This is a genomic window from Pseudophaeobacter sp. TrK17, from assembly GCF_042192375.1.
Lineage (GTDB): Bacteria > Pseudomonadota > Alphaproteobacteria > Rhodobacterales > Rhodobacteraceae > Pseudophaeobacter.
This window is the reverse complement of sequence record NZ_CP071700.1, coordinates 3,838,377-3,863,370: the sequence shown is the minus strand read 5'-3', so window position 1 is coordinate 3,863,370 and position 24,994 is coordinate 3,838,377. Positions and strand designations below refer to the sequence as shown.

At 60.6% G+C, this 24,994-nt stretch carries 25 protein-coding genes; 10 read left to right on the top strand and 15 right to left on the bottom strand.

Features of this window, described 5'->3' with window-relative positions:
- Positions 1–101 precede the first annotated feature (101 nt).
- Positions 102–1,343, top strand: coding sequence for an MFS transporter (locus tag JZI28_RS18425; protein ID WP_375698531.1), 1,242 nt, complete (start codon positions 102–104; stop codon positions 1,341–1,343).
- Between the two features lie 61 nt (positions 1,344–1,404).
- Here the strand turns inward: JZI28_RS18425 and JZI28_RS18420 are convergent, their stop codons facing one another.
- The 8 genes from JZI28_RS18420 to JZI28_RS18385 form a co-directional block, all read right to left on the bottom strand.
- Positions 1,405–2,253, bottom strand: coding sequence for an alpha/beta fold hydrolase (locus JZI28_RS18420; protein ID WP_375698530.1), 849 nt, complete (start codon positions 2,251–2,253; stop codon positions 1,405–1,407).
- Entirely contained in the window at positions 2,250–3,167 is a 918-nt protein-coding gene (locus JZI28_RS18415) for an ornithine cyclodeaminase family protein (RefSeq protein WP_297340870.1), read from the bottom strand. The genes JZI28_RS18420 and JZI28_RS18415 overlap by 4 nt, the downstream gene beginning before the upstream one ends.
- On the bottom strand, positions 3,164–3,784 hold the full coding sequence (locus JZI28_RS18410; protein WP_375698529.1) for an HAD family hydrolase: 621 nt from the start codon (positions 3,782–3,784) through the stop codon (positions 3,164–3,166). The genes JZI28_RS18415 and JZI28_RS18410 overlap by 4 nt, the downstream gene beginning before the upstream one ends.
- Positions 3,785–3,798: 14 nt before the next feature.
- Complete coding sequence (locus tag JZI28_RS18405; protein WP_297340868.1) at positions 3,799–4,761, bottom strand: DMT family transporter; 963 nt, start codon at positions 4,759–4,761, stop codon at positions 3,799–3,801.
- Positions 4,762–5,150: 389 nt separating this feature from the next.
- Complete coding sequence (locus JZI28_RS18400; protein ID WP_295455031.1) at positions 5,151–5,609, bottom strand: YaiI/YqxD family protein; 459 nt, start codon at positions 5,607–5,609, stop codon at positions 5,151–5,153.
- Positions 5,606–7,135, bottom strand: coding sequence for a Si-specific NAD(P)(+) transhydrogenase (gene sthA / locus JZI28_RS18395; protein ID WP_353397058.1), 1,530 nt, complete (start codon positions 7,133–7,135; stop codon positions 5,606–5,608). The genes JZI28_RS18400 and sthA overlap by 4 nt, the downstream gene beginning before the upstream one ends.
- Positions 7,136–7,162: 27 nt before the next feature.
- Entirely contained in the window at positions 7,163–7,996 is an 834-nt protein-coding gene (gene fghA / locus JZI28_RS18390) for an S-formylglutathione hydrolase (protein WP_375698528.1), read from the bottom strand.
- A gap of 136 nt (positions 7,997–8,132) precedes the next feature.
- Positions 8,133–9,062 (bottom strand): AEC family transporter, encoded by a 930-nt coding sequence (locus tag JZI28_RS18385; protein ID WP_375698527.1) that lies wholly within the window; start codon positions 9,060–9,062, stop codon positions 8,133–8,135.
- A gap of 554 nt (positions 9,063–9,616) precedes the next feature.
- On the opposite strand from JZI28_RS18385, the gene JZI28_RS18380 reads away from it, so the two are divergent.
- Positions 9,617–10,243 carry a TetR/AcrR family transcriptional regulator gene (locus JZI28_RS18380; RefSeq protein ID WP_375698526.1) on the top strand — a complete coding sequence of 209 codons (627 nt, stop codon included), beginning with the start codon at positions 9,617–9,619 and terminating at the stop codon, positions 10,241–10,243.
- A gap of 54 nt (positions 10,244–10,297) precedes the next feature.
- Here the strand turns inward: JZI28_RS18380 and JZI28_RS18375 are convergent, their stop codons facing one another.
- On the bottom strand, positions 10,298–10,837 hold the full coding sequence (locus JZI28_RS18375) for a c-type cytochrome (RefSeq protein ID WP_375698525.1): 540 nt from the start codon (positions 10,835–10,837) through the stop codon (positions 10,298–10,300).
- Between the two features lie 306 nt (positions 10,838–11,143).
- On the opposite strand from JZI28_RS18375, the gene JZI28_RS18370 reads away from it, so the two are divergent.
- The 3 genes from JZI28_RS18370 (at position 11,144) to JZI28_RS18360 (ending at position 12,710) form a co-directional block, all read left to right on the top strand.
- The gene (locus JZI28_RS18370; protein WP_375698524.1) at positions 11,144–11,845 is read left to right on the top strand and encodes an ArsR/SmtB family transcription factor; all 702 of its coding nucleotides are present in this window, start codon (positions 11,144–11,146) and stop codon (positions 11,843–11,845) included.
- Entirely contained in the window at positions 11,838–12,287 is a 450-nt protein-coding gene (locus JZI28_RS18365; RefSeq protein ID WP_375698523.1) for a hypothetical protein, read from the top strand. The genes JZI28_RS18370 and JZI28_RS18365 overlap by 8 nt, the downstream gene beginning before the upstream one ends.
- 84 nt (positions 12,288–12,371) lie before the next feature.
- Positions 12,372–12,710 carry a DUF2794 domain-containing protein gene (locus JZI28_RS18360; protein ID WP_375698522.1) on the top strand — a complete coding sequence of 113 codons (339 nt, stop codon included), beginning with the start codon at positions 12,372–12,374 and terminating at the stop codon, positions 12,708–12,710.
- Positions 12,711–12,728: 18 nt separating this feature from the next.
- On the opposite strand, the gene JZI28_RS18355 is transcribed toward JZI28_RS18360, so the two are convergent.
- The 3 genes from JZI28_RS18355 to JZI28_RS18345 all read right to left on the bottom strand — a co-directional run bounded on the left by JZI28_RS18355 (position 12,729) and on the right by JZI28_RS18345 (position 15,587).
- On the bottom strand, positions 12,729–13,493 hold the full coding sequence (locus JZI28_RS18355) for an NlpC/P60 family protein (protein WP_375698521.1): 765 nt from the start codon (positions 13,491–13,493) through the stop codon (positions 12,729–12,731).
- Positions 13,494–13,498: 5 nt separating this feature from the next.
- Positions 13,499–14,899 (bottom strand): M17 family metallopeptidase, encoded by a 1,401-nt coding sequence (locus JZI28_RS18350; RefSeq protein WP_375698520.1) that lies wholly within the window; start codon positions 14,897–14,899, stop codon positions 13,499–13,501.
- A 328-nt stretch (positions 14,900–15,227) separates the two neighbouring features.
- On the bottom strand, positions 15,228–15,587 hold the full coding sequence (locus tag JZI28_RS18345) for a hypothetical protein (protein ID WP_295455558.1): 360 nt from the start codon (positions 15,585–15,587) through the stop codon (positions 15,228–15,230).
- Positions 15,588–15,762: 175 nt separating this feature from the next.
- On the opposite strand from JZI28_RS18345, the gene JZI28_RS18340 reads away from it, so the two are divergent.
- A complete protein-coding gene (locus JZI28_RS18340) occupies positions 15,763–16,413 on the top strand; it encodes a carbonic anhydrase (RefSeq protein ID WP_295455463.1) in 651 nt (216 codons plus the stop codon).
- Between the two features lie 62 nt (positions 16,414–16,475).
- Here JZI28_RS18340 and JZI28_RS18335 read toward each other — a convergent pair whose 3' ends face one another.
- Complete coding sequence (locus JZI28_RS18335) at positions 16,476–17,627, bottom strand: DUF3095 domain-containing protein (protein ID WP_375698519.1); 1,152 nt, start codon at positions 17,625–17,627, stop codon at positions 16,476–16,478.
- A 137-nt stretch (positions 17,628–17,764) separates the two neighbouring features.
- Between JZI28_RS18335 and JZI28_RS18330 the strand changes: the two genes are divergently transcribed.
- From JZI28_RS18330 to JZI28_RS18315, 4 genes are all read left to right on the top strand, one after another.
- Positions 17,765–18,937, top strand: a complete 1,173-nt coding sequence (locus JZI28_RS18330; RefSeq protein WP_375700122.1) for an MFS transporter — start codon at positions 17,765–17,767, stop codon at positions 18,935–18,937.
- A gap of 79 nt (positions 18,938–19,016) precedes the next feature.
- Positions 19,017–20,039: an aspartate-semialdehyde dehydrogenase gene (locus JZI28_RS18325; protein ID WP_348152263.1), complete on the top strand. Its 1,023-nt coding sequence runs from the start codon at positions 19,017–19,019 to the stop codon at positions 20,037–20,039.
- A 128-nt stretch (positions 20,040–20,167) separates the two neighbouring features.
- Positions 20,168–20,545 carry an aspartate-semialdehyde dehydrogenase gene (locus JZI28_RS18320; protein WP_295455470.1) on the top strand — a complete coding sequence of 126 codons (378 nt, stop codon included), beginning with the start codon at positions 20,168–20,170 and terminating at the stop codon, positions 20,543–20,545.
- 278 nt (positions 20,546–20,823) lie between these two features.
- Entirely contained in the window at positions 20,824–22,491 is a 1,668-nt protein-coding gene (locus JZI28_RS18315) for a mucoidy inhibitor MuiA family protein (RefSeq protein WP_375698518.1), read from the top strand.
- A 341-nt stretch (positions 22,492–22,832) separates the two neighbouring features.
- Here the strand turns inward: JZI28_RS18315 and JZI28_RS18310 are convergent, their stop codons facing one another.
- Together JZI28_RS18310 and JZI28_RS18305 are read right to left on the bottom strand one after the other, a co-directional pair.
- Positions 22,833–23,903 (bottom strand): branched-chain amino acid ABC transporter permease, encoded by a 1,071-nt coding sequence (locus JZI28_RS18310; RefSeq protein ID WP_348152258.1) that lies wholly within the window; start codon positions 23,901–23,903, stop codon positions 22,833–22,835.
- Positions 23,900–24,931, bottom strand: a complete 1,032-nt coding sequence (locus JZI28_RS18305) for a branched-chain amino acid ABC transporter permease (RefSeq protein WP_295455476.1) — start codon at positions 24,929–24,931, stop codon at positions 23,900–23,902. Before JZI28_RS18305 ends, JZI28_RS18310 begins: the two co-directional genes overlap by 4 nt.
- Positions 24,932–24,994: the final 63 nt, after the last annotated feature.

Below are 24,994 nucleotides of genomic sequence, written 5' to 3'. Positions count from 1 at the left end.
AAACTCTCACATCAAATTTGCTTAACTGGGAACGCAATATCTTTGATTTGACCGGGGGGAGATTTCCCATACTCTCGCCAGTCTGATCAGGAGAATACCCCATGCCCCGCAGTGCTGCGCCCCTTTTTACGCCGGTCTTGATTGTCGGCTGCGTTATTATCATGGCCAGCTTTGCTGTGCGGGCTTCCTTTGGGGTGTTTCAGATCCCCATCGCCGAGGAATTTGGCTGGCTGCGGGCCGAGTTTTCGCTGGCCATCGCCATCCAGAATCTGGCCTGGGGGATTGGCCAGCCGATTTTTGGCGCGCTGGCGGAAAAGATCGGCGATCGTAAGGCCATTGTTCTGGGGGCAATCATCTATGCTGCCGGGCTGGTGCTTAGCTCTGGTGCCACGACGCCGCTTGAAATGCAGGCCTATGAATGGCTGGTGGGTTTTGGCATTGCCGGCACCGGCTTTGGCGTGGTTTTGGCGGTGGTGGGGCGGGCCAGCTCCGATGCAAACCGGTCGATGTCTTTGGCCGTTGTCACCGCTGCCGGGTCTGCCGGCCAGATCATTGGCGCGCCAACAGCGGAGTTTTTGCTGTCGGTGATGAGCTGGCAATCGGTGTTCTTGGTCTTTGCCGGTGCGGTACTGGCCCTTATTTTGACCCTGCCGCTGATGCGCGCCCCGCAAGCGGCCAGCAAGGCCGAGCTTGAGGCCAGTATGGGATCTGTCCTGAAGCAGGCCTTTAAGGATCCGTCTTTTACGCTGATTTTCCTCGGGTTCTTTTCCTGCGGCTATCAGCTGGCCTTTATCACCGCGCATTTTCCCGCCTTTGTCACTGAAATGTGCGGGCCGATCCTGCCGGGTGGGGCGCTGCATAGCATTGGTATTACCACCACCTCTGCCTTGGGGGCGGTATCGATCGCTCTGATCGGCGCGGCCAATGTGGGCGGCACGCTGTTTGCCGGCTGGCTGGGCAATCGCTACAGCAAGAAATACCTGCTGGCCGGGATCTACACGGCGCGCACGGTGGTGGCGGCGATGTTTATCCTGCTGCCGATCACCCCGATGAGCGTGATCATCTTCTCGGTGGTCATGGGATCACTTTGGCTGGCCACGGTGCCGCTGACCTCTGGCCTGATCGCGCATCTTTACGGGCTGCGCTACATGGGTACGCTTTACGGCATTGTGTTCTTTAGCCACCAGCTGGGCGGTTTCTTAGGCGTTTGGCTGGGCGGGCGGATGTATGATGTCTACGGCGATTACACCTTTGTCTGGTGGATTGGCGTGGCGGTCGGGGCCTTTAGCGCCGTGGTACATCTGCCAGTACGGGAGAAAGCCCCGATGGCGCAGGCCGTCTGACCTGCGCTGATATGGCAAAGTCGCCCCCCGCTAAGCGCAAAGGCCGCGCTGTCCTGCGCCTTTAGTCAAGCCGGTTGCGACTGTTGGCAGCGATGATCTCCAGCACCTCCTGGGTATGGGTGTAGGGCAGCCCATGGCCGGCGGATTTGATGACCTCCTGACGCGCGGAGCGCGCCTGTTCGGTCATCCGCCCCACCGCGCTGATGGGGATCACCTGGTCTGCATCCCCCCAGATCGCCAGGATCGGCACGCCGCTGCGATGGATCTGGCGCAGATCATCGCCCCTGTCTTCGGCCAGTATGCCGCGCAATGAGGCCAGAACCGCTGGCACAAAGGCTTTGTAGCGCAGCTCGTTTTTCTGCAGATCTATGATGCCGGGCACCGAAGAGGGCAGGGCGCGCTCTGCCTCACAGCCGCGGCGATGAAGTTGGGGAAAAAGCGCCAGCATCAGCCAGTCGCCCAGGGGGCTGTGGTCCCGGATGAAGCGCCCCATCTTGCCCGGTTCGGTTTTCAGCCCGGCTGAGGCCAGCAGCACCAGCGTGCGGATGCGGTCGGGATGGGCAGCGGTATAGGCCGTGGCGATGGCGCCGCCCATGGAGTAGCCCACCAGGGTAAAATCTTCGGTGATCCCTTCATGCTCCAGCATCTCTTCCAGCTGGGTGACAAAGAATGCTTTGTCCTGCGCCCCTGCGGGGCGGTCAGAAAAGCCACGCCCGTAGAGATCATAGGTCAGCACGCGGTAGCCTTGGGCCACCAGCCCCTCGGCAAGACCGCCCCAGACAAAGGAGGGCGTGGTGAGCCCATGCACGCAGACCGCAATGGGCCCGCGCCACCGCTCCCGTACCAGCGGCAACAGGCCCAGCAACAGCAGGCCAAGAAACAGCAGGCCGGAGAGCAGCAGCCAGCTCATGCAGCGGCTTTCCATTTCTCCAGAACGTGATGGCTGGTCATCAGATCGAGATGGGCGCCGCCGCCGTTTTTGAACAGGGTGATCGCGGCAGGGTCAAAGGCCGGAAACTGGTCGATGCTGTAGAAATCCGCCAGCACATCGCTGCGCTGGATCACGCCCTCGGCCAGCGGGATCTTGAACTCGCCGATATGGTCCAGGGTGGTGTCAAAGCTGTCGCAGTAGATCTGCGCGCGGGTCAGGGCGGTATCATCTGCCTCGCGCATGTCGGGGCGATAGGCGCCGATCATGTTCAGATGCTGGCCGGGGCGCAGCCACTCCCCCTTGATCACCGGGCTGGAGGACATGGTTGAGGTGACGATGATATCTGCCGCTTTGACCGCTGCTTCAAGATCGGTGGCAACGGTGGTGCCAGGGTAGCGCGCCGCCAGCTCTTCGGCCTTGGATTGGGTGCGGTTACAGATGCGGATCTGCGCCTGCGGGTAGGCGGTGCCAAAGGCCTCAACCAGCGATCCGGCAACGGTGCCGGCGCCGACAATCAGTACCTCGCGGCTGTCGGGGTTGGCCAGCCGCAGGGCGCCGAGCAGACTGTCGCCTGCGGTCTTCCATTTGGTCACCAGATGGAAATCCACCAGCGCTTCCAGCGTGCCGTCGAGATCCGAATACAGACAGACCGAGCCATTGATCATCGGCTTGCCCGCATCAGGGTTGCGCGGGAAGATATTGGCGGTTTTGACCGCCAGCCCCATGCCATCAATCCAGGCAGAGCGGCTGAGCAGCGTATCCGGGTCGCGGTACAGAAAGGTATCGCCGATCTCGGCCTTGGGCAGGTCGTGGCCGCGGGTCAGGGCCTTGGTGAAGTCGATCCAGTCCAGCAGGGCTTCGCCGGCGTCAAAGGTGATCATGGGAATGCTCATTGGGCGTCCTGTTCTGAGAGTAATCCGGCCTTGACCAGGCGCGCGGCCCAGGCCTGGGGGGTGGTGAAAAGATGGCCCTGCCAACCGCGGGCCTCGGCGGCGGCGATATTTTCAGGGCGGTCATCGGCAAACAGCAGACGGTTCGCAGGGAGGCCTGCCCCCTGCTCCAGATGCTGGTAGATCTCGGCATCGGGCTTGATACAGCCCAGATGGCCCGAGATGTAGGATTGATCAAACTCAGCCAGAAAGGGATAGGCTGAGACGGCGACTTCAAAGGTGCCGATGCCAAAGTTGCTGAGGGCCAGAACCGGCACACCCTTGGCCCGCAGGGCGCGCAGCAGTCGGACCGACTGCGGGATATCGCTGTGGGCAAACGCCAGCCAGCTGTCGTGCCAGTGGCGTATTTCTTCGGCCCAGGTGGGGTGCTGATCGGCGAGATCATAGACCGAGGCGCGAAAGGGGGCGCCGCGATCCAGGTCAAGGTTCATGTCGTGCAGGGGCACCTCGGCAAACAGGCGTTTGCAGGCCTCAACGCCGAGACGGGCGTCATAGAACCGTTCGGGATCCCATTGGATCAGCACATTGCCGATATCAAAAACGACGGCTTCAATGGTCATGGGGCTGCTGTTTCCTATCCTGTGGAGCGGGGCCGTGGGCGACTGGGCGGGCGGTTGTTGCGGGTCTCGCGCCAGAGGGAAACAAGACCGGCGCCAATGATCAAGCCACTTCCGAGCCAGACCGGCAAATCGGGCCATTCCTGAAACACCAGTATACCCCAGAGCACGGCCAGAGGCATGGCGATGTATTCAAAGGGGGCGACCAGCCCAGCTTCACACTGGCGATAGGCAAAACTGATCAGATAGCCACCGATAGAGGCGGTCAGCCCAAGGGCGACAAAGGCCCACCAATCGTCTGCGGCGGGCCAGATCCAGGCACGCAGGATGAAATCCAGCGCGGCGCTGTCACCCGTGGCAAAGCGGCCATCTCCGGTGGTGAGCCCGACAAGGGCGCTGACCGTCATAAAGGCCAGCGAGGGATAAAAGGTCAGCGCCGCAGGGCTGTCGGCACCGCCTGCGCGGCGGGTCAGAACATGCAGGGTGGCATAGCCGCAGGCGCCAAAGAACGGCAATAGGGCAGCGGCTTGAAAGGTGCCGGGACCGGGGCGCATGATGATCAACACGCCGATAAAGCCCACTGCAACGGCGCTCCAGCGCCAGATGCCGGGGCGTTCGCCCAACAGCACTACCGACAGCAGGGTGACGATCAGAGGCGTGGCAAAGGCAATCGCCACCGCATCGGCCATGGGCATGGTGGCAAGCCCGGTGTAAAAACAGATATTGGCAAACAGCACCGCGCAACAGCGGATCAGGTGCAGTTTGGGCTGGCGGGTGCGCAAGACGTGAAAACCGCCCTCTAGCGGCACCAGGATCAGCAGCAGGATGGGCATCGCCACCAAGGAGCGCAGCAACACCACCTGATAGAGCGGATAATCCCCGGACAGGAATTTGACCAAGACGTCGATGATGGAAAAGCAGATGGCCGAGCCGGCAGCAGCCATGAGCCCAAGGAGGCTGACTTTCATCGTGTCGCTCATCAAAGCCTCCCTGTGCGCTACAGGGAAATGCATCGCGCAAAAACCGGGCTGGGGCAATGGCGGCACGGGGATAGCGCGGAAAAGATTTTGCAGTGCCAGCTCCTGCACCTGTGGCTGGCAGAAATTTTATTTGCTGAGAAGCGGTTTGAGGGGGCATGCTGCCCTTCAAACACGCCGCCTCCAGTCTATACCAACAGATCCCGCCTCAAGGACAAGCCGCTGACGCGGGGGCCTTGCGGCCCTCCTTGACCCGCGACCTGCTGGAGGCCACGGATCCTGTCAGCCTGGCGGCGGCTCATCCCGGCCAATTCTGCGCCGGTGTAATCACAGAGTGCAGTGCCAATTCCCAGACAGTGCAAAAATCGCTTTTTTAAAAGGGTTTCTTACACTCAGGTTGCTGACTTCGCGGCGCGGATCTCGCGTTCCAATGCGTCCAGAAAACGCGACCGATCCGCCTTGGTAAAACCCTTGCCGGAGCCGCCGGCCCCCAGCGGATTGGCGGCCCGCAGGTCGGCCATCAGATCGCGCATCGCCAGTTGCTGGCCGATATTGGCCGGGGTGAAGCGTTCGCCATTGTGGCGCAGTACCTGGGCGCCGGTTTCGATACATTTGGCCGCCAGGGGGATGTCGCCAGTGACAACCACATCGCCGGTGCCGCAGCGCTCGGCGATCCACATGTCGGCGACATCGGCGCCTTCGGAGACGATAATATTCTCCACCAGGGGATTGCGCGAGGGGCGCAAGCCGCCGTTGGAGACCACATACATTTTCAGCTTGTGGCGGCTGGCCACCCGCTCGGCCTCTTCTTTGACCGGGCAGGCATCCGCATCAATATAGAGCGCGCTCACTTGGCTGTCTTTTCGTCAGTGTCTTTGCTGGCCTCGGCGGGTTTATCCTTGGCTTTGGTTGGGGCTTTGGTTGAGGCTTTGGCCGGGGCCTGTGCAGTCGATTTTGCGGGCTTTTTCGCCTTGAATTCCTCTGGGATGGGCATCCGATTAAAGGCGTCCAACCCGGCGATCTTATAGGCTTCGGCCAGGGTGGGGTAGTTGAAGGTGTTCTGGACAAAGTAGTCCACGGTGCCCTGCAGGTTCATCACCGCCTGGCCGATGTGGATCAGCTCGGTCGCGCCTTCGCCGACGATCTGCACCCCCAGAACCCGGCGGGTTTTGAGGCTGATCAGCATCTTCAGCATGCCGTGTTCCAGCCCCATGATATGCCCGCGCGAGGTCTCGCGGAAGCGGGCGACGCCGATCTCGTAGTGGATGCCACGCTCTTGCAGTTCCTCTTCGGACATGCCGCAGGTGGACATCTCTGGCACTGAATAAATGCCATAGGGGTACCAGGGGCTTTCCGGCAGGGTGGGCGTTTCCAGCGCGTGGCAGGCGGCAACACGGCCCTGCTGCAACGAGGTGGAGGCCAGCGACGGGTGGCCGATGACATCGCCAGTGGCATAGATATGCGGCACGGCGGTTTGATAGGTCTTGCGCTCGACGCTGAGACGGCCCCGGTGATCGGTCTCCAGCCCAACGGCCTCAAGGTTCAGCCCATCGGTATTGCCCATGCGCCCGGCGGCAAACAGCAGCATTTCACCGCGGACATGACGGCCATTGTCCAGCGAGACCTCGATATGGCTGCCCGCGTCCTCGATCGTGTCGATGGCAGAGCCAAGACGCAGATCAACACCGTTTTCACGGATCTGATGGGTGAAATCCTGGATCAGGGTGCTGTCGATGAAATCCAGAAAGCTGTCGCGGGGCTCAATTAGCGTAACGCGCACGTCCAAGGTCGAAAACATGGTGGCATATTCCACCCCGATGACGCCGGCTCCAACAACTACCAGCGAGCGCGGGATCGCAGCCATATCCAGGAACTCATCGCCGTCGACAACGGTTTTACCGTTAAAAGGCACATCCTTTGGCCGGTAGGTGCGGGTGCCGGTGGCAATCAGAAACTTCTCTGCGGTGATCCGGCTGGTGTCCCCGGCCTCGGTGGCGACTTCGACCTCATTTGGGCCAATGAATTTGGCCAGACCGGCCAGCCATTCCACGTGGTTGCGGTTGAACTGGTGCTCCAGCACATCGACCTCGTGGTCCAGGGTCATATGCAGCCGGGCCTTCAGGTCTTCGGCGGCAATTTGGTCTTTGACCCGGTAGGAGCGGCCATAAAAGCTGCGCTCGCGCCAGCCAGAAAGGTTCAGCACGGTTTCGCGCAGGGTTTTGGAGGGCACAGTGCCGGTATGGACCGAAACCCCGCCCAGCCGGTCTGCCCGGTCGATGACCAGCACCCGGCGTTTGAGCTTGCCGGCCTGGATGGCAGCGGTCCGCCCCGAGGGGCCGGAGCCGATAATCACCAGGTCGTAGTCGAAATCGGTCATCGTTGGGGAGGCGGCAGTGTTCATGGTTTAATCCCGGTACAGGGCTTCGGCGTGGAAGGTGACGTGATCTTCCATGAAGCTGGAGACAAAGAAATAGCTGTGATCATAGCCCGGCTGCAGGCGCAGGGTGGCCTCTTGCCGCTTTTCGGCCAGGGCGGCGGCCAGGGCTTCGGGACGCAACAGGTCGATGAACTGGTCGGTGGTGCCGGTATCAATCAGCACCGGTCCGTCAAACCCTGTGTCCCGCATCATCAATGAGGCATCATGCTTGGCCCAGGTGGTCTCATCCTCCCCCAGATAGGCGGTGAGCTGCTTGCGGCCCCAGTCGGCGCCGGTTGGATTGCAGATCGGTGCAAAGGCCGAGACCGATTTGAACCGGCCCGGCAGGTTCATTGCCAAGGTCAGTGCGCCGTGGCCCCCCATGGAGTGGCCGGTGATGGCCTGGCGGTCCAGGTCGATGGCAAAGTTTTCCGCCAGCAGCGCGGGCAGCTCTTCGGCGATATAGTCCCACATCTGGTAGTGCGCCGCCCAGGGCTCTTGGGTGGCGTTGACGTAAAAGCCCGCGCCCTGGCCCAGGTCATAGGCCGCGTCATCCGCGACCCCTTCCCCACGGGGGCTGGTGTCGGGAAACACGATGGCGATGCCCTGTTCGGCGCACCAGGCCTGGGCGCCGGCCTTGGTCATGGCGTTTTCATGGGTGCAGGTCAGGCCCGAGAGATACCACAGGATTGGCACTGGCCCGTCCTTGGCTTCTTCTGGGAGGAACAGGCCAAAGGTCATGTCGCAGTTGGTGGCAGTGCTTTTGTGGCGGTAGACGCCCTGATTGCCACCAAAGGCTTTGTTTTGCGAAATGGTTTCCATGGAGCCGCTCCTATCTATGGTTGCCCTATCGCTACCTGTCAGGACGGCGCGGGTCCAGTAGAGGCGCGACAGCTGGGCCAGTTAATGCGGCAATCGCGTTACAATAACCTGAATAGTGGGGGCAAAAAGCGGGCGACTACAGCTGCGTGACCCAGGCGATCACCATGGGCACGGTGAAGATGGAGACCAGGGTGGAAATCAAAATGGCCGCCGAGGCCCGGTGTGGTGCCACGCCATAATGCTGTGCCAGCATATAGACGTTGCCCGCCACCGGCAGAGAGGCCGCTGCAATGGCCACCATGGCAGAGTAGCTGTTGACCGGAAACAGGATGATGACGCAAAGCGCGACACAGAGCGGGTGCAGCACCAGTTTGGCAAAGCTGATCCAGACGGCGATCTGCATCCGTTCAGCCGATTTTGACGCCAGCGAGGCACCAATGGCAAACAGCGCTCCGGGGGTGGCAGCCCCACCCAGGATCGACAGAAAATCGTTCATCGGCTCCGGGATCGGGAGCTCAGAGGCGGACCAGGCGAGGCCGGCGCAGATGGCCAAAATCATCGGATTGCGCAGCAGTCCGAGCAGCACCAGCTTGAGTGTTGCCATCCCCAGGCCAGAACCGCGCCCAAGGTTGATCAGGATGACGATCAGTGAGGAAAACACCACCAGATCAACGCTGAGCACCAGCATCATCGGCGCAATGGAGGCCTCACCAAAAAGGATGGCCATCATTGGCAGGCCCAGAAAGCCAACATTGCCGATGGCGGCGCATTGGGCCTCGACGGCGGCGGTGGGCATGTCCAGGCGGCGCAGCAGAGCAACAAGCGTGACCAGCAGATAGACCGCCATAGTGCCTGCCAGGTAGGCCAGAACCAAGTTGGGATCAAAGATCTCGGCAAAGGAGAGATTGGCGGAAAAGCGAAAGATCATCGCCGAGAGCGGGAAGAAAAAGATGAATTTGGTGAGATAGGCGGTGGCCTCTTCGGTGAAGAACCGCGTTCGACCCGCCCAATAGCCGAGGCCGATGATTGCAAAGAAGGGCAGTGTTCTGAAGAAAATATCGGCCATTGCCAGAGTGGTAGCGGCTTTTGGTAAAAAGGCAAGATGGAAAGCTGGGCGTTGTTTGCAAAGGAGCAGGGAAAAGCAAAGGGGGGCTCCCGCCCGTCGTTTGGGCATCCATAATGCCCGCCTCCCGTTGGGCCGGGCGCCGCGCTGCCGCGCGGCGTGGGTGATCCAGCCCTGATCCGCCCCAGGAGGGGCTCGCCTGATTTGAGATTTTCCCGTTTGAGATCTGGACCAAACAAGCGGCCCACTGTGGTGCTTTGGTTCGGGAAAGTGGAGGGACGTCTGGGTTGCAGGCCGGAGTGACAGGTCCGCGGGGCGGAACAGGCTTTGGGCCGTGCGACCGCGCCGCGCGGCAGCGCGGCGCCACCCCCAACGGCCCCAGCCTTCGTCAGAAGGCTGAAGGGTGGGCGGGAGCGCTTGGCCCTGCAGGTCACTTGGGAAGTCCTCGGACTTGGCCTTTTGGACAGGCGCGAAACAAGAGCAAAGAGAATGGTTTTGCGCTACCGTTCTCTCGGTTAGAGTGGTGGTTCCATCCCGCCAGCGCCACGAGGTCAGCCATGAACAAACACGCCAGCATTCTGCGAACCGGACGGAAGTTTGATCAGGTTCTCAAGGGCGCGCGTGAGGTGTTTTTGGCAGATGGGTTTGAAGGCGCCAGCGTTGACGATATTGCACGCGCGGCCGGGGTCTCCAAGGCGACGCTTTACAGCTATTTTCCGGATAAACGTCTGTTGTTCATGGAGGTCGCCCGCAGCGAATGTGCTCGACAGGCGGACGCGCCGATGGATCTGGCGACTTGTTCCAGTACTCCGCGTCAAATTTTGCGAGCTGCAGCTGGGCATATCTTGTCCATCAGCCTGTCTGACTTTGGCCTGCGGATGTTTCGTATCTGCGTGGCTGAGGCTGATCGCTTTCCTGACCTTGGACGCCAGTTTTATGAGAGCGGTCCATTGTTGATTCGCGGCAAAATTCGCGACTATCTTTGCAGTGCCGCGGCTAGGGGCGAATTGCAGGTCGAGGATTTTGACCTCGCTGCCGATCAGTTTGCCGAACTTTGCCGCGCCGATCTTGTGCCGCGTTTTTTGTTCAACATCGACGCGAGCTTTACAGAGGAAGAACGCAGCAGGATTATTGAGGGCGCGGTTGATACCTTTCTCGCCCGCTATGCTGTGGTTTCGACCTAACCGCCGCGGGGGGCTATCTGCGGGGTCATTCCGCCCGATGTCTTGCCAAACGGGTTAATGCGTGATCGCCTGATTGGGCGTCGTGCGATAGGTTTGATGGCAGCTGTGGCAGGCCTGTATCATCGTTGGCAGGCTGCGGCGCAGCCCGTTCACAGAATTGGCGCTGATCTGTTTTGCTGCCTGTCGTGCGACCTCGGCGCGGGCCTCAAAATCCTGCCACTGGGCCCAGATTTCGGGGCGAGCATAGGAATTGGGGTCCATGCGCTGCTTGGCAAAACGTTTGGGGATCCTGCGAGTGTTGTTCATCAGCACCCGCCGCGCGGCCTTGGCCGTCTGGGGGGTGTAGACCCGCCGCCCCGCCATCATTTCGCTGAGGCTGAGGAGCGCTTCTTTTTGTTGACGCATCAAGGCCAGACGGGCCTGAATCTGTTTATCGGTGATCACCGCGCTGCCGGCATATAGATCAGCGCTGAGCAAGCCTAAGCACAGGCCGAGAGCACTGAAAGCGCCGATCATCCGCCGACAGACCCGCTTGGCAAGCGCGGAAAAACGGTGGCGTGTCCCCTTGTGACGGGGGCTGGAACCAGAGGTCATTATATTTCTCCACCAAGAGGGGGCATGGCCAAACAGGGAGCGTTTGACCAAAACGAAAGCTGAGACCAAAAAGCGGGCAGGGTGCCGGGCGCCTGCTGGCTGCTTGCCTGGCCATGGTCGGAGCAGTGTCCACCACTCAGGTTATTTCTGCGTTAAACTGCGCGGCAGCGGCTGGATGCACTGCGATGGGCTTCGGGCTGCCAACAACAGAGCTTGTGCCTATGGGCGCACCCCCTCACGCATTGTTCGCTCTGCAGCGAAGGGAATTCTATGGGCAGGGGGGCCGCAAAGGGCTAGCCTTGGGACATGACAACACCACGCTTTGATATCATTGGCCAGGCCCTGAGCGATGCCAGCCGCACCCGGATGCTGTGTGAGCTGATGGAGGGGCGGTCTTTCACCAACAAGGAACTGGCCTCGGCGGCGGGCATCACCGCCCAGACCGCCACGGCGCATCTGCGCATGTTGCAAAACGCCGGGCTGGTCCTGGCCGAGAAACGCGGGCGCTGCGTGTTTCACCGCCTCGCCAATAGCGAGGTGGCCGGGGTGCTGGAGCAACTGGCGGCCATCGCGCCCAGTTCTCATCTGCATCTGGCCCAGCGGCGCAAGGCGGGCGATATTGCCCCGCTGCGCAGTTGCTATGACCACCTCGCGGGCCCTCTGGCAGTGGCTATCACCGGGCAAGTTCTGGACCGAGGCATGCTGGTCGAGGAAAACGGCGGCTTTCGCGTCTGTGACCACGAGACCTGGCAAAAGCTGGGCGTGCACCTGCCGCAAATGCCTGCATCTGCGCAGGCGCGCCAGCCCTTTGCCCGCCCCTGCATGGATTGGACCGAGCGCAAGCTGCATGTAGCAGGTCCACTGGGAAAACAGATCCTTGCTCATTTCTTTGATCAGGCATGGGTGACGCGCAACAGCCACAAACGCGGGCTGCAGATGACCGGGGTCGGGGCACGGGCGCTGGAGAACATTCTTGGACTACGCTGTGAGGAACTGACCAATGCCTGAGGCCTTTGACACAATCCACTGCGACCGCTTTACCATCGAACAGGGCACACGGGTGCTGGTTCAGGTGCCACAGGAGGCCGCCGGGCGGGTTTTGCAGGCGGTGCTGTCTCAGGAGCCATTGCACTGGGGGGACTATGATCAAGTGGCCTATACCACCCGCGCCGGGGTGCAGCAGTTTCGCACCCTGCCACAGGCCCGCAACCGGGCCACGGATCAGGCCGTCGCGGTGGCCTGTGTTGAGCTGCAGATCTTTGTGCCCAAGCAGGGGCAAGCGTTGGAGCCGCTGCTCTGTGCCATTTACCACGCCCATCCCTATGAAGAACCGGTGATCCAGCTGATTGCGGCCGCGCGCAGCCTGCATCGGCGCGGCCAGGATGAGGCAAACCCAAACCGGTTTTGGAACCAGGAGACCGCCGATTGGGTGCCGGAGGCGCATCGCTGAGGCAGGGCCTGCCTAGGCTGAGGCCGGGCAGGTGCAAAACACCTTGATTAATCTCGTCGTTGCGGCGAGTCTCAGGATATGACTATGGATCCCATTCCGCCCAAGTCGGGCGTGCCTATCCCGCAGCAAGTGGCCTTTGACCGACGTGAAATGTCGGTGATCATGTCGCTCTATGGCCGCATGGTGGCCGCCGGAGAGTGGCGTGATTACGGGATTTCCTGCCTGCGGGAGCTTGCGGTGTTTTCAGTGTTTCGCCGCACCGCTGAAAATCCGCTGTACCGGATCGAAAAACACCCCAAACTGCGCAATCGCCAGGGGCTCTATGCGGTGGTGGGGATGGATGGCCAGATCCTGAAACGCGGCAGCGACCTGAAGGCGGTGCTGCGGGTGCTGGAACGCAAACTCATCCGGGCGGTGAAATAGCCTCGGCTCCGGTGTGGCTCAGCCGATCTGCGGCAATCTCCGGTGTGCCGTTACTGGGCCGTCGCCCTGGTCGGCAATGCGGGCAATCGCCTGTTGCAACGGTTCCAGCGCCACAGCCATGGCATGGACATTGGCATGTAGCAGGGTGTCGGGGTCTTGGACCCAGGCAACATGGCCTTTCCAGAACAACAGATCTCCAGGCTGATAGGCGCTGCCGGGGGGCAAAAGTGTTCCCAATTGGCGCTCTTGTGGGCCGCTGTCGCCGGGGCAGGCAATGCCACAGGCGAGGCAGGCCAGTTGCACCAGCCCTGAGCAATCAATGCCAAAGCGGCTGTTGCCGCCCCAAAGATAGGGGGTGCCAAGAAAGCCCATGGCCACAGACAGCGGATCGTGCAGCTGCTGCTCCATGGGGGTAAGATGCACCCTTGGGATATAGCCCTGATCGGTTGCTGCAAATCTGCCCTCAAAGCCTGAGACCAGGACCTGACTGCCAAAGCTGAGCGCGGCCAGGTCGGGGGATTTGAAATCGGCAGCGCTATAGGCGTGGCTGGCTGGAGCGCTGATCCAATGGCTGTTGGTTTGCGCCGGGGCCAGGGCCGTATCGGGCAGATAGCCGTGGTAGCCATCCTTGGTGGCGCGAATATGGGCCCAACCCTGATTCTGATCCAGGATCTCTACCGCGTCACCACACAAAAGCTGCCGGTCGCGCGGCCCGTCGGGGGCGCGCAACAGGTCAACAACAGGCAGGGCAATACGTGCACATTCTGAGCCACTCTCTGACATGGTGCTTACAATCCCAGCAGGTCGGGCAGTGCGGCAAACAGTGCCCGGCAGCCCTGGCCGGTGCCGCCCTTGGGCCGGGCCGGCGCGGCACTGGGGGTCCAGCCGTAGATGTCAAAATGCATATAGCGGCTTTCGCCGACAAAGCGGCGCAGGAACAGGGCGGCGGTGATTGAGCCGGCAAATCCGCCCGCAGGTGCATTGTCGAGATCGGCAATACCGGGTTCGATCATGCTCTCATAGGGGGCGTGAAAGGGCATCCGCCAGACCGGGTCCGCCTGCGGGGCTGCCTGGGTCGCCAGCGCGGCGGCATCCGCGTCGTGATCTGTGTAAAACGGGGCCAGATCCGGGCCAACCGCCACCCGTGCAGCCCCGGTCAGGGTGGCCATCGAGATCACCAGATCAGGTTCGCCCTCATCCGCCAGGGTCAGGGCATCGGCCAGCACCAGGCGGCCCTCGGCATCGGTGTTGTTGATCTCAACCGTCAGCCCCTTGCGCGAGGGCAGCACATCACCGGGGCGGAAAGCATTGCCAGAGACGGCGTTCTCTACTGCGGGGATCAGCACCCGTAGCTGAATTGGCAGCCCGGCTGCCATGATCATCCGCGCCAGACCCAGAACATTTGCAGCCCCGCCCATGTCCTTTTTCATCAACCCCATGCTGGCGCCGGGTTTCAGGTTCAGCCCGCCGGTGTCAAAGCAGACGCCCTTGCCCACCAGGGTCAGCTTTGGCCCGGAACTGCCCCAATGCAGGTCAATCAGCCGTGGAGCCTGATCTGCGGCGCGGCCAACCGTATGGATCAGCGGCAGATTCGCCTCCAGCAGATCGGCGCCGGTGATCACCCCGACGGAGGCGTCAAACTCAGCCGCCAGGGCCTCAACTGCGGCCTCCAATTCGGCAGGCCCCATGTCGGCGGCGGGGGTGTTGATCAGGTCCCGTGTCAGCCATTCGGCAGCGGCCAGCGATTCGATCGCGGCGGCATCAACCGTCGCCGGGGCAATCAGGCTTGCCGCCATCGGTGTGGTGCTTTTGTAGCGGCTAAAACGGTATTGGCTCAGCAGCCAGCCAAGGCATTCCGTCGACAGCGTCTCGGTGTCCAGCTGGGCCAGGCCCGGTGTCTCGGTCTGTAGCTGATAGCAGCCTGCAGGCAGTTTTTCTGCGGCGGCGGCCAGGGTAAAGCGTTGGCGCCTGCGCTGCGTGGCTGTGCCATAGCCCGCCAGGGCAAAGGGCGCAGCACCATCGATTCCCGGAACCAACAGCGCCTGACCGCAGCCTGCGGTAAAGCCATTGGTCGTGACCCAGTCCTGGAGTGACGCGGGCTGATTCTGTAGCCAGGCTTGCAGCTGATCCTGCTCCATCAGAGAGAGAGAAACAGCAGTGTCAGAGACTGGTGCAAAGCAAGGGGCCATAAAGGATACTCCGGTTGGGCGTCAGGTGCGGTCAGAGTATATGCCTGCCCGCTGCCTGCAAGTGCCGCCTGTCATTTGTTGCCAGAGTTTTAGGTGTTGCCAGAGTTTTGGTGCTGCAAGCGTTTTGGGGAAATCTGCGCGGCGATACACAGCCCTGGCGCATGCCACAATAACGGACCCTCAAACAGGCCAAGGCCGCCGGAGACCATTTAGGTCTCCAGGGCGGCCTGGCATGTAGGCATTTTACACTACAGTTCTAGTGGTCTGTCTTCCTGTTGGGTCAAGCCGTTCAGAAAGTGCGTTTGGTCTTGGCGTTTGATCTAGGCGTTCAAACGGTAATGTCTTGCTGATCCCAGACAGCTGTCAGGGAGCGCTCGCCGACCCGAAGGAGCCGGAACAGGATCGCGGCCACGGCGGGTGCGTCCTCGTTATCAATTGCCGCGGTGACATCGCGGGCAATGGACGCCATGGCGCTCATCCCGATCTGTTCCGCTATTGCGATCAAGGATCGCGCGTTTTTGCGCAGATCAACCATGTTGTTCTGACGCCAAAGTCGTTCGCAATGCGTCAGGCGCACAGCCAGTTCCTCGATGGCGCGACAAACGACATCTTCGGCTCCGGCTTCGCCCAGTTGCGCGTACAGCTCGCCCAGTTTGTCTGGATCAAGATGCACGTTCTCTGCTTGCATGACAGTGAGTATATTAGCCACCACATTCACCCTAAATTTATTGTACCCCCACGGCACGAGGCCAATTTGCCTGCCAGTGGTTGTCAAAAGGTTTCCACCGGACTGTTCAAATCCCTCGAATTTGCTATCAATTTAGGATATTAGCGCCGCGAACACTCACAAGAGGATGCTCTCAATGGAATTTGCCAAACCTCTACCCAGCTATCTGGTCACCCGCTATCACGGCTGGAAGGCCACCTCCTATGCGGAGAACCAGGGGTGGTATCGCCGGCTCGCGACCGAAGGACAGCGGCCTCGGGCGATGGTGATTTCCTGTTGTGACAGCCGGGTCCATGTGACCTCGATCTTTGGCGCCGATCAGGGGGAGTTCTTTATCCACCGCAATATTGCCAATCTGGTCCCGCCCTATGCGCCCGATGGCGATTACCACGGCACCAGTGCGACGGTGGAATATGCTGTAACCGTGCTGAAAGTCTCGCATCTTATCGTTCTGGGCCATTCGCAATGTGGCGGCGTACAGGGCTGTATTGATATGTGCAAAGGCCATGCGCCAACCCTGGAAGCCAAGGACAGCTTTGTCGGGCGTTGGATGGATATCCTTAAGCCCAAGTTCGATCTGGTTGCCGAAATCGAGGACGACGACCACCAGGCGCGCCAGTTTGAACGTCAGGCGGTTGTGGCATCGCTGGAAAATCTGATGACCTTTCCCTTTATCTCGGAGGCCGTCAAAGGCGACAGTCTCAGCCTGCATGGGTTGTGGACCGACATCGGAGAAGGCGGGTTGGAATGCTACGATCCCAAGGCGGGTCTGTTTCAGAAAGTCTGATTGCAAGCCTGGCCCCCCAAAGCTCGTCTTTGGGGGGATGCGTCAGGAGCTGATACTCCGGCTCATTCTCTTTGAATTTTACCCATATTGCTGGCGGCGCGGGTGTATCCCCCTGCGGCGCCATCGACAAAATGGACGTGATCATCGCTGCTTGCGGAGGGCACGATACAGGTGAGTCGGGCCTCATCCTGCGCATGCAGGCCAAACCGGATATGCCCGGCGGTCTGGGCCTTCTGCAGGATAGCCGTGATCTCGCTTTGCAGATCTGGGGTGCAATCAATGGTCATTTTGAGCCCGTCGTCGAACTTTCGATAGTCGGCATTGTCGCTCATCACCGCAAGGTAGTGGGTTGGATCAAACTGGCCCATGGGCTTTTTGTGGCGGAACAACCAGCTCGTCAGCATGGTGCCGACCATCAGACTAAGCCACTTGCGCAGCACTGATCCGCTGCCATGGGTCAGTTTGGCTTCCAGACCGAGCCCCCGTGGCAGCAGGGCGATCCCCGGTCCTTCGGCGGCGACCGGATGGCCGCCCCGCGCCAAAGCCGCTGTCCGGGTCAGGATCTCTGCCGCCACCCTGGAAAACTGCGCCGCTGTCGCCTTTGGCCCTGGCACCATCACCAGCGACAGGATTAGCCCATTGCGTGCGGGAATCGTGTTCCAGCGGCAGGACAAGCCGGTCAGATCTGGTGGTGTCTCGTCTGTGTTTTCGGGGATGACGCAATGGCCCTGCTTCATCTGATCTTCGGCCCAGGCGAGGCCGCCGCCTGAAAACATTGCGTAGTCGGCATTGTCCGAGACCGCATGGCGGGCCACGGTGACATCCAGCCCCTGCGCCCGCACCTCGTGCACGGGGATCATCGCCACCCGCAGGGCAATGCCAAACTCCTGTTTCACCCAGCGGCGCAGACGGGCCAGAGTGCGCCGTGCCGTCATGGCCTGCGCGGCGGAGACCGCAAACGAGGTCCCATCGCCGCCAAAGACATAGGGAAAGGCGGCGCCGTCGAGCGCGTTCTGCATGGCTGCAATCACCGAGGCCCCAACCATGTTGACGGTCTTGTACTTCCCGGCGGCAATCAGCCCGGTGGAATCGACGATATCGCTGCAGCAGATCACCCAGTCATCCGGAAGCGGGGTAAAGGCTGCTGGCTTTGTCAGGCTGGAAAAATGCCTCTGCCGGGGCAGAGATTCGTAAAATTTGGCGATATGCATCATCCGTCTCAATCTCTGCTGTCTGGTATCAAAACAATTGTACCCAGGCTGCAAACATGCAAGCTCGCGTCGCGAACATGTGACAACAAATGCTCAATGGACGCGCAAAGCAAGAGATCTACCCAAAGGGAGCGTTCAAGATGCAGGCTGGATTGATCATGTTGTGCCTGGCCTATGTGCTGAGCCAGTTTTTCCGCGCCTTTCTCGGGGTTCTGACCACGGTGCTGGGGCAGGATATTGGCGCCACGCCCAGTGATCTCGCGGATGCGTCTGGTATGTGGTTTTTGTCCTTTGCGGCGATGCAGCTGCCGGTGGGCTGGGCGCTGGACCATCTGGGACCACGCCGGACCTCTGCCTGGCTGTTGTTTCTGGGCGGCTCTGGCGGCGCGGCGGTCTTTGCACTGGCGACATCGCCTTTTCACGTCAGCATGGCGATGTTCTTTATCGGCATCGGCTGTTCGCCGGTTCTGATGGCGTCATATTACATCTTTGCGCGCCAATACCCGGCGGCCCGCTTTGCCACTTTGGCGGCCCTGATGCTGGGCATGGGGTCGGTGGGCAATCTGGTGGCCTCTTACCCGACGGCCTTTGCGGTGGAGCACCTTGGCTGGCGGGCGACGCTCTGGACCCTGGCGCTGGCCTCGTGGTTGGTGGCTGCGGGTATTTTCCTGACGGTGCAGGATCCAGCCAAACCTGAGGGCGGCCAGAAAGGATCGGTGCTGGAGCTGCTGAAGATGCCGGTGCTCTGGGCGATTTTCCCTTTGATGTTTGTCTGCTATGCGCCCTCTGGCGCGCTGCGGGGACTGTGGATCGGCCCCTACTTAACCGATGTCTACGGTCTGAGCACCGGCGAGGTCGGGCTGGCGGCGCTGGTCATGGGCGTGGCCATGGTGGCGGGTACCTTTGCCTATGGGCCGCTGGACCGGATCTTTGGCAGCCGCAAATGGGTGATCTTTACCGGCAACGCCCTGGGTGTGTTGGCAATGGTCGCCCTGATGTCCGTGACTGGCGCGCCGATCTGGATGCCCATCGTGGTGATGGCCTTTGTGGGCTTTGTGGGCGGCTCTTTCCCAGTGATCATTGCCCATGGCCGCGCCTTTGTGCCGCCGCATCTGGTGGGGCGGGGCGTGACGCTGCTCAACTTCTTTGGCATCGGCGGCGTTGGAATCATGCAGTTTGCCTCCGGCAGGCTGCATTCGAACATGGCCGGAGCGGCCCCGGCAGCGCCCTATCTGGCGATTTTTGGCTTCTTTGCGCTGTCTCTGGCGGTGGGATGTGTGATTTATCTGTTCAGCCGCGACCGGCTGGACTGACCAAGCCCTTTAAATGCAGGGCAATTGCCTATATGAGACCCCAGCCGGCCATGAGGTCGGATGATACTGGAGAAACAAAATGGGTTATCGCGTCGTCGTCGTTGGCGCCACAGGCAATGTGGGCCACGAAATGTTGAACATCCTGGCAGAGCGCCAGTTTCCTGCGGATGAGGTTGCCGTTCTGGCCAGCCGTAAATCGCTGGGAACCGAGGTGACGTTCGGCGAGAAGACGTTGAAGACCCAGGATCTCGACACCTTTGATTTCACTGGCTGGGACATGGCGCTGTTTGCCGTTGGCTCTGATGCGACCAAGATCTACGCCCCCAAGGCCGCCAAGGCGGGCTGTGTGGTCATCGACAATTCGTCGCTCTACCGCTACGACCCCGATGTGCCGCTGATCGTGCCCGAGGTGAACCCCGAGGCCGTGCATGGCTATGCCAAGAAGAACATCATCGCCAACCCCAACTGCTCGACCGCGCAGATGGTTGTGGCGCTGAAGCCTTTGCATGACCGTGCCAAGATCAAACGCGTCGTGGTGTCGACCTATCAGTCTGTGTCAGGATCGGGCAAAGAGGCGATCGACGAGCTGTGGGAGCAGACCAAGGCGATTTACAACCCGACCAAAGAAGTACCGCCAAAGGTCTACCCCAAGCAGATTGCCTTCAATGTGATTCCACATATTGACGTCTTTCTTGACGACGGTTCCACCAAGGAAGAGTGGAAAATGGTCGCTGAAACCAAGAAGATCATCGACACCTCGATCAAGGTCACAGCCACTTGTGTGCGAGTCCCTGTCTTTGTTGGCCACTCTGAATCGATCAATATTGAAACAGAAGACTTCCTCGACGAAGACGAGGCCCGCGACATCCTGCGCGAGGCACCTGGCATCATGGTGATTGATAAGCGCGAAGACGGCGGCTATGTGACCCCGGTTGAATGCGTTGGTGATTTTGCCACGTTTATCAGCCGCATACGCCAGGATTCCACCATTGATAACGGCCTGAACTTCTGGTGTGTCAGCGATAACCTGCGCAAAGGCGCCGCCCTGAACGCGGTGCAGATTGCCGAACTTCTGGGCCGGGAAGTGCTCAAAAAAGGCTAAAGCTTTTTGCACTTTAGGTTAGGGGGGCTGCTTCGCAAGAGGCGGCCCTTAATCTTTTGCAGGGCTGCCCAAATCTGGCCACATAACGCAATATCCTGAGGGTGGGATATGAAAACGGGGTTTGAGCCATGTACTCGAAAGATTTTGAACGCGAAACACAGACAACCGGCGACGCAGCCATGCAACAGACGGCCTGGTCAAGTGCCAGTGATCAGGACCGTATGGATACCGAAATGGCCATCCAGTTGCGGATCATGCTGACGCCACATTTCCAAGAGGCCAAAACCTGGTCAGAGCTGCGCTCGGGGCTGCAGGGCAAGGGCTTTTACATGAAACGTGCCAAGGGCCACATGCATCTTTATGACGCGCAGAGCCATGTCAAAATCTGCACCTGTGCCTTCTTGGGCTTTCCTGCCGCAGATCTGGAACAGCGGTTCAAACGGGTGCGTCCGGTGCGCAAGGCGCCAACCCGCATGATGGCAGCTGCCCCTGTGGCGCAGCACTGATCTGATCCAGGGACTATGCTCTTCCCATTGGCGCTGCCCGCGTGCAGTCTGCGTCGCGCAGCCAATGAGGTTCAAAACGGTGCCAGAACGGCGCCGTTTTTGCTTTCTTGATGTGGCGAAGCTTCGGCAAATTTGCGCCAGATCGCAACTGCTTGGCAACTTCTGCTTTTAGCTGCGCCTTGATACTCTACTGTCAGGACTATTGAGCGGGTCGACTGCTGTTTCACTCAGGGGCGGTGGGACAGGGCCTGCACTCCAAACCTGATTGTGAGATATTCATGCGTTTTTCCCTCTCCTTGCTGTCGTTGCTGGCCAGTTCGATCGCCAGCCTTGCCTGGGCCGATGACATTACCGTCAACAGCCAGGTGACCGAGGTCACGGTCTACCCAGAGGTGGCTGCGATCACCCGCCGTGCGGAGTTTGACCTGCCAATCGGCCAACATCGTCTGATCCTGAGCAATATTCCCTATTCGGCGGATCTGGAGACGCTGCAACTGGATCTGACCGGGGCGCGACAGACTGCGCTGTTGTTCCGTGAGGATGGCGCGCCGCCACGACGGGCTGACGATCCAGAGGTTCTGGCGGCTGAGGCGGTGATCAAAGAGGTTGAGGCCCGTATTCAGGCGGTTCGCGATGAGGCAAGCCGGGCCGAGAGCGACGCGGCGGCGGCGCAAACGGCGATTGGTTTTTTGCAGCAGCTGGGCAGCAATGAGGGCCTGGCAGAGGCTGGCGCGGAGGCCCTGCGCGATATCACCCGGATGATCGCGACGGAGGCCGGTGCCGCAGGCAAGCAGGCGTTGGAGGCCCAGATCCGCGCCCGCGCCATCGAGGATCAGCTGGAGGACCTTGCAGAGGAGCTGAAAGATGCTGAACAGGCCCTGGCAGCCGTCGCGGTTCAGGATGCAAATCGGTTCTATCTGGTGGTTGCGGTGGATGTGACCCAAGCCGGACCCGGCGCGCTGGAGCTGAACTATTTCACCAGTGGATACGCGTCCTCGCAGCCAAGCTATGAGTGGCATTTGACCACGGGGGAGACCCCTGAGCTGGAACTGAAGCGCGGCTTTGACGTCTGGCAAGCAACCGGCGAGAACTGGAACGGCGTTGATCTGACGATATCAACCCTGCAACCGGGGGAGCGCGGGACACCTTCCCAGATTAACGCCCTACAACGGTGGCTGCAGGACCCGCGCCCGGAACCAAAAATGCGCAGTCAGGATTTTAGTGACTCAGTTGCGTCTTCAAGCGTAGGCAATTTGAGTGAACCAATCATCGAACCCATAGTCATGGAAGAGGCGTCTGGCGGTGTGCACTGGGGGGCGGATACCAGCGGACCCGGGGCCAGCTATCATTTTTCCCATCCTGTCTCCATTGCCTCAGGCCCGGATCTTCTGAAGCTTGAGATGGACAGTCTGACCACAGAAGCCGAGGTACTGGCAGTTGCGGTACCGATGCGGGATGAAACCGCCTATCGGGTGGCGAAGTTTACCAATGATTTTGACGGTGACTTGCTGGGAAGTGCTCGGGTGCCGATGTTTGTGGATGGTAAACTGGTGACCTTTTCGAAGTTCGAAAGACTGGCCGTTGGGCAAGAGGCTGAACTGGGCTTTGGCGCCCTGCACGGGCTGCGCCTGACACGGGATGTATTACAAAAAAGCGAAGGTGAGCGTGGGATGATCTCGCGCAGTAACCAGCAGCAGGAAGTGGTCGAGATTTCTGTGGAGAACCTGACAGGGGAGACCTGGCCGCTGCGCCTGGTGGACCGGGTGCCCTATAGCGAGCAGGAAGAGCTGGAAATCAGCTGGAGTGCCGCGCCCAGTGTCAGCGAGGAGAATGTCGACAAACAGCGCGGTATTCTGGCCTGGGAGTTTGATCTGGCTCCGGGAGCGGACCGGCTGATCCGTCTGGAAACCACCTTGAGCTGGCCTGAGGGTAAACTGCTGCGCTGAGCCTGAGTTTGGCCAGGCCATATACCTCCATCAGGCCTTGCGCATAAAGGGGGGCTCCCGCCCGGAACGGGAATGGATCAAAGATCCACCCGTTCCCGTTGGGCCCAGCACCGCTGCCGCGGTGCTGGTTTTTTGAGGGGGCACCGCTGGCGCGGTGCAAAAAAGAAAGTCTGCTGAGAAGGCCCTCAGGGGCAGGTCTGCCCTGAGGCGCCTGTTCTAAGTTTGTGAAAGGGCTGCGCGTCAAGGGTGAACCGCGCTGGCGCGCGGCCGCTTACAGCGGCCCTTGACCCGCGAAACACAGCGACCCGTAGGTGGCCGTTCGTAAGGTGCCAGGGGCCGGGCTAGCGGTTTTCGCGCAGCCGCCCCACAACGCCGGTTGGGAAGAAGTAGACGCTGAGGATAAACAGCACACCCAGCCAGAGCAGCCAACGGTCGGCGCTGAGCAGTTCCGGCAGCAGCGGCAGTCCCTCGACCAGATGAGAGGCGGCGCCCATCAGGTTTTGCAGGTAGTTCTGCGCCAGCACAAACAGAGTGGCGCCGATCATCGCACCATAGAGCGTGCCCATGCCGCCGATGACCACCATCAGGAGGATATCAATCATCAGCTCCATCGACAGCACGGTGTCGGGGCCCACATAGCGCAGCCAGACCGCATAAAGAGAGCCCGCCAGTGCGGCAATTGCCGCTGAGAGGCAGGTGGCTGCAACCCGGTAGTAGACCACCCGGTAGCCAATGGATTCGGCGCGAAAGTCGTTTTCGCGGATTGCCTGCAGTACCCGGCCAAAGGGTGAGTTCACCACCCGCAGCAGCGCCAGAAACAGCAGGGTGGCGCCAATGAAAACAAAGTAGTAGGCGAGCAGTTTGCCGTTCAGTTTGACGCCAAAGAGAGTGCCGCCAAAGGTGTCTTTGCCAAATTTGAAGGCGGGGCCAAGTTCGCGCGGGGTTTTGAAGGTGAGGCCATCCTCGCCGCCCGTCAGGCCCGAGAGCTGGCTGACCAGCACCGCCACCGCCGAGGCCACCGCGAGGGTGATCATGGCAAAGAAAATGGCCCTGACGCGGAGCGAAAACAGCCCGATCAGCAGCGCCAGAGCCGCTGCCAGACCTGCGCCTGCCAGGGCGCCGATGGCGATGGCATCAAAGCCGCGCCCCATATGGGCAGAAGTCAGGGCAACGCCGTAAGCACCGATGCCAAAGAACATGGTATGGGCAAAACTGACGATACCGCCATAGCCCAGCAGCAGATCATAGCTGGCCACCAGCACGATAAAGATGCAGATCCGCGCCGCGGTATCAACGGTGCGCACGCCGGGAAACAAGAAGGGGGCCAGCGCCAGGCAGAACAGAATGCCGCCAAGGATCAGCGCCAGCGGCAGGGAACGCGGCATATCGCCAGAGAGAAGAGAGCGGATCATTTTGCTTTTACCACCGGAATCATACCCATAGGGCGCCACATCAGAATGGTGACCATCAGGGCAATATTGGAAATGAGGGCGGCTTTGGGCTCGATAAAGGCGATGTAGTTCTGCATCAGCCCCACCAGGAGCGCGCCGATGAAGCAGCCCTCAACCGAGCCAAGCCCGCCGATGATCACCACGATAAAGATCAGGATCATCGCGTGATTGCCCATATGGGCGGTGATCACCTCTTGGTAGAGCGCCCACATGACGCCCCCGAGCCCTGCAAGGGCAGAGCCGGCAATAAAGACACCGACAAAGACCAGCTTGAGCCGGTAGCCAAGCGCCTGCACCATTTCACCGTTTTCGACACCGGCGCGCACGATCAGGCCAATTTTGGTGCGGCGCAGCACCCAGCGCATGGTGGCAAAGACCGCCAGCCCCACGGCCACCGCCACCAGCCGGTATTTTTCGATTGCGGCGCCGGCAAAGGTCACGGCACCTTTCAGGGCTTCGGGGCGGTTGAAATAGATCTCTTCCGGACCCCAAAGCACGATGATCAGCTGTTCCACCACGATGAGCCCGCCCATGGTAACCAGGATCTGTTTCAGGTGATGGCCATAAACGGGGGCGACAATGACCTTTTCAAAGGCATACCCCATGGCGCCAGTGGCCAGCATGGCGCCGATGACAGCCAGCAGCACCGCGCCGAGGTTGAGCATCAGCGAGGGGGCTTCGGTCAGGTGGCCCAGCCCCATCAGCACGGTGATGCCGACAAAGGCGCCGACAGAGACAAAGGCACCATGGCCAAAGTTGATCACATCCATCAGGCCAAAGACCAGCGTCAGTCCCGAGGCCATGATGAAGATCATCATGCCCATGGCGAGGCCGGAAACCGTGAGGGTCAGCCAACTGGCTGGATTCAGGATCGCGAGAAATCCGGCGATGGCCAGCAGCGGCACCAGCAGGACGGGCATATAGGGGCCGATGCGCTCAGACAGGGTGGCCTGGGCCATGGTGGGCGCATGTTCGGGGGCGGCACTCATATCAGAGCCTCCATCAGTTTATAGGGCGCGGGGGCGGAGTATCCAGCCGGGAACGGGCTGGGG

Excerpts from the sequence above, each read along its gene's own strand:
- JZI28_RS18305 (WP_295455476.1), bottom strand. The coding sequence starts at position 24,931 with ATGAGTGCCGCCCCCGAACATGCGCCCACCATGGCCCAGGCCACCCTG.
- JZI28_RS18385 (WP_375698527.1), bottom strand. The coding sequence starts at position 9,062 with ATGGCCGATATTTTCTTCAGAACACTGCCCTTCTTTGCAATCATCGGC.
- JZI28_RS18325 (WP_348152263.1), top strand. The coding sequence starts at position 19,017 with ATGGGTTATCGCGTCGTCGTCGTTGGCGCCACAGGCAATGTGGGCCAC.
- JZI28_RS18405 (WP_297340868.1), bottom strand. The coding sequence starts at position 4,761 with ATGAGCGACACGATGAAAGTCAGCCTCCTTGGGCTCATGGCTGCTGCC.
- JZI28_RS18360 (WP_375698522.1), top strand. The coding sequence starts at position 12,372 with ATGGATCCCATTCCGCCCAAGTCGGGCGTGCCTATCCCGCAGCAAGTG.
- JZI28_RS18310 (WP_348152258.1), bottom strand. The coding sequence starts at position 23,903 with ATGATCCGCTCTCTTCTCTCTGGCGATATGCCGCGTTCCCTGCCGCTG.
- JZI28_RS18355 (WP_375698521.1), bottom strand. The coding sequence starts at position 13,493 with ATGTCAGAGAGTGGCTCAGAATGTGCACGTATTGCCCTGCCTGTTGTT.
- JZI28_RS18410 (WP_375698529.1), bottom strand. The coding sequence starts at position 3,784 with ATGACCATTGAAGCCGTCGTTTTTGATATCGGCAATGTGCTGATCCAA.
- JZI28_RS18380 (WP_375698526.1), top strand. The coding sequence starts at position 9,617 with ATGAACAAACACGCCAGCATTCTGCGAACCGGACGGAAGTTTGATCAG.
- JZI28_RS18340 (WP_295455463.1), top strand. The coding sequence starts at position 15,763 with ATGGAATTTGCCAAACCTCTACCCAGCTATCTGGTCACCCGCTATCAC.
- JZI28_RS18420 (WP_375698530.1), bottom strand. The coding sequence starts at position 2,253 with ATGAGCTGGCTGCTGCTCTCCGGCCTGCTGTTTCTTGGCCTGCTGTTG.
- JZI28_RS18365 (WP_375698523.1), top strand. The coding sequence starts at position 11,838 with ATGCCTGAGGCCTTTGACACAATCCACTGCGACCGCTTTACCATCGAA.
- JZI28_RS18345 (WP_295455558.1), bottom strand. The coding sequence starts at position 15,587 with ATGCAAGCAGAGAACGTGCATCTTGATCCAGACAAACTGGGCGAGCTG.
- JZI28_RS18330 (WP_375700122.1), top strand. The coding sequence starts at position 17,765 with ATGCAGGCTGGATTGATCATGTTGTGCCTGGCCTATGTGCTGAGCCAG.
- JZI28_RS18425 (WP_375698531.1), top strand. The coding sequence starts at position 102 with ATGCCCCGCAGTGCTGCGCCCCTTTTTACGCCGGTCTTGATTGTCGGC.
- fghA (WP_375698528.1), bottom strand. The coding sequence starts at position 7,996 with ATGGAAACCATTTCGCAAAACAAAGCCTTTGGTGGCAATCAGGGCGTC.
- JZI28_RS18320 (WP_295455470.1), top strand. The coding sequence starts at position 20,168 with ATGTACTCGAAAGATTTTGAACGCGAAACACAGACAACCGGCGACGCA.
- JZI28_RS18370 (WP_375698524.1), top strand. The coding sequence starts at position 11,144 with ATGACAACACCACGCTTTGATATCATTGGCCAGGCCCTGAGCGATGCC.
- JZI28_RS18335 (WP_375698519.1), bottom strand. The coding sequence starts at position 17,627 with ATGATGCATATCGCCAAATTTTACGAATCTCTGCCCCGGCAGAGGCAT.
- sthA (WP_353397058.1), bottom strand. The coding sequence starts at position 7,135 with ATGACCGATTTCGACTACGACCTGGTGATTATCGGCTCCGGCCCCTCG.
- JZI28_RS18350 (WP_375698520.1), bottom strand. The coding sequence starts at position 14,899 with ATGGCCCCTTGCTTTGCACCAGTCTCTGACACTGCTGTTTCTCTCTCT.
- JZI28_RS18315 (WP_375698518.1), top strand. The coding sequence starts at position 20,824 with ATGCGTTTTTCCCTCTCCTTGCTGTCGTTGCTGGCCAGTTCGATCGCC.
- JZI28_RS18415 (WP_297340870.1), bottom strand. The coding sequence starts at position 3,167 with ATGAGCATTCCCATGATCACCTTTGACGCCGGCGAAGCCCTGCTGGAC.
- JZI28_RS18375 (WP_375698525.1), bottom strand. The coding sequence starts at position 10,837 with ATGACCTCTGGTTCCAGCCCCCGTCACAAGGGGACACGCCACCGTTTT.